The sequence below is a fragment of the uncultured Amnibacterium sp. genome, from assembly GCF_964245895.1.
GTDB lineage: Bacteria > Actinomycetota > Actinomycetes > Actinomycetales > Microbacteriaceae > Amnibacterium.
The window spans coordinates 1-5,663 of record NZ_CAXTOQ010000195.1 but is presented as its reverse complement, the minus strand read 5'-3'; the positions used below and the strand labels follow the sequence as shown (position 1 = coordinate 5,663).

6 protein-coding genes and 1 pseudogene are annotated in these 5,663 nt (G+C 73.8%); 6 read left to right on the top strand and 1 reads right to left on the bottom strand.

What is annotated here, in order from left to right; translation table 11 throughout:
* From ACFE60_RS17300 to ACFE60_RS17290, 3 genes and pseudogenes are all read left to right on the top strand, one after another.
* Window positions 1-356, top strand: a pseudogene (locus tag ACFE60_RS17300) (D-beta-D-heptose 1-phosphate adenosyltransferase); the annotation flags it as partial.
* A 38-nt stretch (window positions 357-394) separates the two neighbouring features.
* The gene (locus ACFE60_RS17295; protein WP_375390100.1) at window positions 395-2,446 is read left to right on the top strand and encodes a fructose-specific PTS transporter subunit EIIC; all 2,052 of its coding nucleotides are present in this window, start codon (window positions 395-397) and stop codon (window positions 2,444-2,446) included.
* 64 nt (window positions 2,447-2,510) lie between these two features.
* Complete coding sequence (locus ACFE60_RS17290; RefSeq protein ID WP_375390099.1) at window positions 2,511-3,422, top strand: NUDIX domain-containing protein; 912 nt, start codon at window positions 2,511-2,513, stop codon at window positions 3,420-3,422.
* 17 nt (window positions 3,423-3,439) lie between these two features.
* On the opposite strand, the gene ACFE60_RS17285 is transcribed toward ACFE60_RS17290, so the two are convergent.
* The gene (locus ACFE60_RS17285; RefSeq protein ID WP_375390098.1) at window positions 3,440-3,883 is read right to left on the bottom strand and encodes a hypothetical protein; all 444 of its coding nucleotides are present in this window, start codon (window positions 3,881-3,883) and stop codon (window positions 3,440-3,442) included.
* A gap of 113 nt (window positions 3,884-3,996) precedes the next feature.
* On the opposite strand from ACFE60_RS17285, the gene ACFE60_RS17280 reads away from it, so the two are divergent.
* The 3 genes from ACFE60_RS17280 to ACFE60_RS17270 form a co-directional block, all read left to right on the top strand.
* Window positions 3,997-4,476, top strand: a complete 480-nt coding sequence (locus tag ACFE60_RS17280) for an FHA domain-containing protein (protein ID WP_375390097.1) — start codon at window positions 3,997-3,999, stop codon at window positions 4,474-4,476.
* A 35-nt stretch (window positions 4,477-4,511) separates the two neighbouring features.
* Entirely contained in the window at window positions 4,512-5,174 is a 663-nt protein-coding gene (locus ACFE60_RS17275) for a MerR family transcriptional regulator (RefSeq protein WP_375390096.1), read from the top strand.
* 205 nt (window positions 5,175-5,379) lie between these two features.
* A partial coding sequence (locus ACFE60_RS17270) for a MerR family transcriptional regulator (RefSeq protein ID WP_375390101.1) occupies window positions 5,380-5,663 on the top strand: 284 nt, incomplete at its 3' end.

The window sequence follows — 5,663 nt, the reverse complement described above, 5'->3', positions numbered from 1 at the left end:
TGACCGTGCATGCGGTCGGCGGCGTCGTCCGCCCCGAGACGTCCGCGATGGTCGGCATGCCGGCCCTCGAGGCGTTCGCCGCGTTCCGCTGCGACCTCGCCTTCGTCGGGGCGAACGGCATCTCCGCCGGGTTCGGGCTGTCGACCCCGGACGAGCGGGAGGCGGCGGTCAAGACCGCGATGGTGCGCTCCGCGCGCCGCACCGTCGCGCTGGTCGACTCCTCCAAGCACGGGGAGGAGTCGTTCCTGCGCTTCGCCGGGCTCGCCGACCTCGACCTGCTCATCACCGATCTCGCGCCCGCCGGCGACCTCGCCGACGCCCTCGCCGCCGCCGGCGTCGAGGTCCTCGTCCCCTGAACCACCACCAAGCCGATTCACCGAAGCGAAGGAGCCCCATGCCAGCCCTGATCACGCGTGACCTCGTCACGCTCGACGCGGACCTCGGTCCCGAGCGGAGCGACGTCATCCGCGCGCTCGCGACCCTGGTCGTCGACGCCGGTCGCGCGACCGAGGTCGAGTCGCTCTACGCCGACGCGTGGGCCCGTGAGCAGAAGACCGACACCGGTCTCGGCGGCGGCATCGCGATCCCGCACTGCCGCTCCGCCTCCGTCACGGCGCCGAGCCTCGCGTTCGCGCGCGTCAGCCCGAAGGTGGACTTCGGCGGGTTCGACGGCCCGGCCGACATCGTGTTCATGATCGCCGCCCCGACCGGCGGCGACGAGCTGCACCTGCAGCTGCTGGCGAAGCTCGCGAGGAGCCTCGTCAAGGAGGACTTCGTCGCGGCGCTCCGCTCCGCCAGCACGCCCGACGAGATCGTCGCGCTGGTCGAGCAGGCCACCGCGGAGGAGCCGGAGGGGGGACCGGTCGCCACGGCGGCGCCCGCCTCCTCCTCCGGGCAGCCGCTGCTGGTCGGCATCACGTCCTGCGCCACCGGCATCGCGCACACCTACATGGCCGCGGACGCGCTGACGAACGCGGCCAAGAAGCTGGGCGTCGAGCTGCACATCGAGACGCAGGGCTCCGCCGGCATGACGCCGCTGGATCCCGCGCTGATCGAGCGCGCCGGCGCGGTGATCTTCGCGAACGACGTCGACGTGCGCGACCGCGGCCGCTTCGCCGGCAAGCCGGTCGTGCAGGCGCCCGTCAAGCGGGGCATCGACCACCCGGACGACATGATCAGGGAGGCGCTCGCCGCCGCGAAGGACCCGAACGCGGCGCGGGTGCAGGGCGGGGGAGCGGCCTCGTCCAGCACCGCCAGGGCGACGAGCCCCGGCGCGGAGATCAAGCGGATCCTGCTGACGGGTGTCAGCTACATGATCCCGTTCGTCGCAGGCGGCGGTCTGCTGATCGCGCTCGGGTTCCTCATCGCCGGCTGGGGATCCGGCATCAACGGCTACCAGATCGTGCTGCCCGGAGCGGGGAACAGCACGGGCGGGCTGGCGTACAACGACTGGGCGCTGCAGAACTTCAACCTGTTCGACCTCCCGCCGCAGGGGCTGTTCTTCTACCTCGGCGCCGCGGCGGTTAAGATCGGGCAGCTGAGCCTCGGCTTCCTCGTCCCTGCGCTGTCCGGCTACATCGCCTACGCGATCGCCGACCGGCCCGGCATCGCGCCCGGCTTCGTCGTCGGGGCCGTCTCCGGCTACCTCGGCGCCGGCTTCATCGGCGGCATCGTCGGCGGCCTGCTCGCCGGCTACTCGGCGAAGCTGATCGGCACCCCGACGGTGCCGCGCTGGCTGCGCGGCCTGATGCCGGTCGTGATCATCCCGCTGCTCGCGTCGATCGTCGCCTCGGGCCTGATGATCCTGGTGCTCGGCGGCCCGATCGCCGCGCTGACCAAGGGGCTGAACGAGGCGCTGACCGGGCTGACCGGCACCGCCGCGATCGGCCTCGGCGTGATCCTCGGCCTGATGATGTGCTTCGACCTCGGCGGCCCGATCAACAAGGTCGCCTACGCGTTCGCGGTCGCGGGCCTCGCCTCCGGCACGACGGCCAGCCTGCAGATCATGGCGACCGTCATGGCCGCGGGCATGGTGCCGCCGATCGGCATGGCCTTCGCCTCGACGGTCCTCTACCGGAAGGGCTTCTCCGAGGTGGAGCGGGAGAACGGGCTGGCCGCCTGGCTGCTCGGCGCCTCCTTCATCTCCGAGGGCGCGATCCCGTTCGCGGCGGCCGACCCCCTGCGCGTCATCCCGTCGAACCTGATCGGCGGCGCGATCACGGGTGCGCTGACGATGGCGTTCGGCGTCACCAGCCGCGCGCCGCACGGCGGGATCTTCGTCTTCTTCGCGATCGACAACTTCGGGCTGTGGGCGCTGTCGATCATCATCGGCGCCGCCGTCACCGGCTTCGTCCTGGTCGCGCTGAAGAAGTTCGTGCGTCCCAGGGGGGCGACGCCGGTCGAGGAGCCCTCGGTCCTGTCGTCGAACCAGCCCGTCGCGGCCTGATCCGCACCTGACCCGCAGCGGCTCCGGGGGAGACCCCGGGGCCGCTGTCGTTACGGTTGCTCGGGTGACCCATGCGCCGCCCGGACCGCCGCCGGGGCCGCGGGACCCCGCCGACGGCTGGGTCGAGCTGCCGGACGGCCGGCGCTTCTGGGGTCGCGCGGGCGCGGCGGGTCTGCTCGTCGTCGACCCGGCCGGCGCCGTGCTGCTGCAGCACCGCGTCGGCTGGAGCCACTTCGGCGGCACCTGGGGGCTGCCGGGCGGGGCGCGGCACGTGGGGGAGACCTCCCTCGCCGGCGCGCTGCGGGAGGCGCACGAGGAGACCGGGATCGACGTCGCCGCCCTGCGGCCGCGGTTCGCGGTCCGGCTGGACCTCGGCGTGTGGACCTACACGACCGTCGCGGTCGCCGCTCCGCAGGCGCTGCCCGTCTCGGTGACCGATCGCGAGAGCACGGCGCTGGAGTGGGTCCCCGCCGACCGGGTGACCGCGCGCGAGCTGCACCCGGGCTTCGGTGCGGCGTGGCCGCAGCTGCAGCGGCGGCTCGCCGCGCCGGACGCGGTGCTCGTCGTCGACGCGGCGAACGTCGTCGGCAGCCGCCCGGACGGCTGGTGGCGCGATCGGCCCGGCGCCGCGCACCGCCTGCTGGTGGCGCTCGCCGCGCTCACGACCGCCGGGATGCCGGAGGAGGCGCCCGACGGGGCGCCGGACGACGAACCGCTGCCCGTCGTGCGGCGCTGGCCCCTCGTCGTCGCGGTGCTGGAGGGGCAGGCGAGGGCGGCGGAGGACGTCGACGGCGTCCGCGTCGTGCGGGCCGAGCGGGACGGCGACGCGGCCGTCGTCGCCGAGGTGGCGGCGGCGGTCGCGGCCGGCCGGCCGGTGACCGCGATCACCGCCGATCGGGCCCTCGGCGAGCGGGTCACAGCGGCCGGCGGCGCCGTGCTCGGCCCCGGGCGCCTGCTGGCCGTCCTCGGGTTCTGAGCCCCGCCCCGAGCGCGTCAGGCGGGCTGGGCTGCGCCGAGGCGCCAGCCGGCGAGCCGGGCGACCTGCGCGTCGCGGTCCGCCTCCAGCTCGCGCACCCGCTCGTCGGGCAGCAGCGGGTTCAGGACCGCCCAGCAGCGCACGCGGGCGTCGCGGTCGCGGCTGAGCGCCTCGACCAACGCAGCGGGCGCCGCCTCGTTCTTCGCGACCTCGCCGCGCACACCGGGATCCCGGTCGGCCGCCAGCCGCTCGAGCAGGTCGAGCGGCGCGGAGCGGCTGGACGCGGCGCTCTGGCGGATGCTGGGCCGGGCGTGCTCGGCCAGCAGGCGCAGCCGCGCGATCTTCGTCTCCGTGACCGGCGGCGAGCGGTGCAGGATCGCCTGGTCGGCTGCCGCGAGCGCCGCCGCGTCCCTCCGCATCGCCTCGCGCTGCGCGGTCGTGCTGAAGCGGATGCAGGACATGGTGTGCACGGTAGCGGCACCCTCCGACGGGGCGCCCGACGCCGGAGCGCGACCGGGAAGGGCGACACGCCCATGGCGTCCGCTACCCTGGTCCGCCATGAGGAGGTCGCCGGATGGTCGATGATCGCGACGATCGCTCCCGTGGACGGCGCGAGGAGCCGGTCAACGGGCCCGAGACGACCGCCTCGTTCGGGTACGAGTTCGGCTCCCGTCTCGCGGAGCTGACGGGCACCTCCGCGGAGGAGCAGGCCGCCGTCGGCGCGCTGCCCAGCGGGTCGGCGCTGCTCGTCGTGCGGCGCGGGCCGAACGTCGGGGCCCGCTTCCTGCTCGACCAGAACGAGACCGTGGCCGGGCGGCACCCGTCGGCCGACATCTTCCTCGACGACGTGACGGTCTCCCGCCGGCACGCGCAGTTCCTGCGCCACGGGACCGCGTTCGAAGTCAAGGACCTCGGCAGCCTGAACGGCACCTTCTTCGACGGCGTCCGCATCGAGACGGCACTGCTGTCCGACGGCGCCGAGGTGCAGATCGGCAAGTTCCGCCTCACCTTCTACGCCTCCCGGCTCGACCTGGCGCAGGTCGGCGCCCGGTGAGCCACGCGCTGCCGGAGCGGCGCGAGCCGGCACCCATGACCGGCACCATCTCCATCGGTCAGGTGCTGGCGAGGCTCGAGTCCGACTTCCCGGAGCTGTCGCCGTCCAAGCTGCGCTTCCTCGAGGACCGCGGCCTCATCCAGCCGGCGCGCACCGCCTCCGGCTACCGCAGCTTCTCGCCGCTCGACATCGAGCGGATCAAGCTGGTGCTGTCGATGCAGCGCGACCACTACCTGCCGCTCAAGGTGATCCGCACCTACCTCGCGGACCTCGACGCGGGGCGCAACCCGGAATGGCCAGGCACCGCCACGGGCGCGATCTCGATCCTCGGGCTGGAGCGCAGGTGGACGCGGGACGAGCTGCTCGCCGAGACGCGCGCGGGCCTCGACCTGCTGGGCGACGCCGTCGCCACCGGGCTGATGCGCGCCACCGACCTGTACGACGAGGGCGACGTCGCGACGCTGCGCGCCCTGGCCGACCTGCGGTCCGCCGGCATCGAGCCGCGGCACCTCCGCGCGATGCGGATCTCGGTCGAGCGCGAGCTGGAGCTGGTGGCGAACGCGCTGCTGCCGCTGCGCCGCCGGGCGGACTCCGCGAGCCGCCAGCACGCCGACGACCGCGCGATCGAGCTCGCCGGCCAGATCGAGACGGTGCGGACGGCCCTCGTCAAGCGGGCGCTCGAGAAGCACGTCTCCTGACCGCGGCACCCGTCCGCGCGCCCGACACGCCGATCACCGAAACCCGGATGTCGTTGCCTGGGCCATTTCGGGTCTGTAGGTTGACCCACAGAACGCGCCACCGCTGCCCGCGGGGACTGCGTCGGGGGTGGAAGGGCAGATCGAATTGACTGAGGTGAATCGGAGCGAGGACCGATACGACCTCGGCCTGCTGTTCACGGACGGCATGCCGGAGTTGGACGACTCCGCGGGATACCGCGGGGTGGTGGCTGCGCGCGTCGCAGGCATCACGTATCGGCAGCTCGACTACTGGGCGCGGACGGGGCTCGTCGAGCCGACGGTCCGCGGCGCGGCCGGAAGCGGCTCCCAGCGGCTGTACGGCTTCCGCGACATCCTGGTGCTGAAGCTCGTCAAGCGATTGCTGGACACCGGCATCTCGCTGCAGCAGATCCGCACCGCGGTCGAGCAGCTCCGTAATTGGGGGATTACGGATCTCGCGCAGACCACGCT

What these genes read in the sequence shown, in the direction of transcription:
- ACFE60_RS17295 (WP_375390100.1), top strand. Translation starts at nt 395, where the DNA reads ATGCCAGCCCTGATCACGCGTGACCTCGTCACGCTCGACGCGGACCTC.
- ACFE60_RS17285 (WP_375390098.1), bottom strand. Translation starts at nt 3,883, where the DNA reads ATGTCCTGCATCCGCTTCAGCACGACCGCGCAGCGCGAGGCGATGCGG.
- ACFE60_RS17280 (WP_375390097.1), top strand. Translation starts at nt 3,997, where the DNA reads ATGGTCGATGATCGCGACGATCGCTCCCGTGGACGGCGCGAGGAGCCG.
- ACFE60_RS17275 (WP_375390096.1), top strand. Translation starts at nt 4,512, where the DNA reads ATGACCGGCACCATCTCCATCGGTCAGGTGCTGGCGAGGCTCGAGTCC.